The organism is Oceanisphaera marina (assembly GCF_014643915.1).
Classification (GTDB): Bacteria; Pseudomonadota; Gammaproteobacteria; order Enterobacterales; family Aeromonadaceae; genus Oceanimonas; species Oceanimonas marina.
Genome location: NZ_BMKE01000067.1, coordinates 1 through 817, shown reverse-complemented (window position 1 = coordinate 817; position 817 = coordinate 1). Strand labels below are relative to the sequence as shown.

The following is an 817-nucleotide window of genomic DNA, read 5'->3' as shown; positions in this document are numbered from 1 at the left end:
CCCCCCCCTCAGGATACAAAAAAATATGTTTTCGAGGGTGGAAATCCAACTTACCACACCAATAAAAAGTGTGAACGATTCACCTCTAACTTTATCAACTTAGAAATACCTCCAGAGATTGCAGATAAAGGAGATGAATCAATAAAAAGGTTCAGGGCTTTTTGCAAGGAAAACATGGACCTTCTAGTGTCAGATGAATCAAGGTTTAAGGAGAGATTAAGCATTCATTTTCTTCTAAAAAACCCACCAAACAAAATTTCTCATAACAATAGCGGCTCAGTTGAATTTCAAAACCTCAGCCTTGAAGAGCTAGAATCACTTATAGATCAACTACTTGAAGATGCAGATGCTTTCAGAAACAGAGATAAAGATACAGCCAAGCTAATAAGAAACAAAGGATACGGAACAGATCGAGCTAAAGAAGCTAAGATAGAAGGAAACCCTTTATTTATATGGCACAACAAATATAAAACAAATTTAAAAAGGCTACTACAAGAGTATTTCAGAGTAAAGCTCAACCCCGATCTTAAATTTGAAGGCGAGCTACTAGAACAGCTGGGATTCAAACCTTGTCATAACTGTAATAGTTAAATAAAAAACCATCCTAAGCTGAAACTACCTTAATAATAATGGCACGTAGTTACCATAAACAACCACAGATTAAAAACGCCAATTATGGCCATAAAGTTGCCCCACCTCAATTGCAGAGAGACCAAATTAAAACCACCAGGCAATTGGCGTTACATTAAATAGGGGAGGTTTTGAAAGGTGTAAAAGTGAGGCGGCAAGGTCTGACAGCCTGTGGAACCTTCGATTT

Annotated in this window: 1 protein-coding gene; it reads left to right on the top strand. The window is 37.5% G+C overall.

The annotated features are described in order from the left end of the window. On the top strand, positions 1-591 hold a 591-nt coding region (locus tag IEW52_RS15600; RefSeq protein WP_188630997.1), incomplete at its 5' end, for a hypothetical protein. Positions 592-817 lie beyond the last annotated feature (226 nt).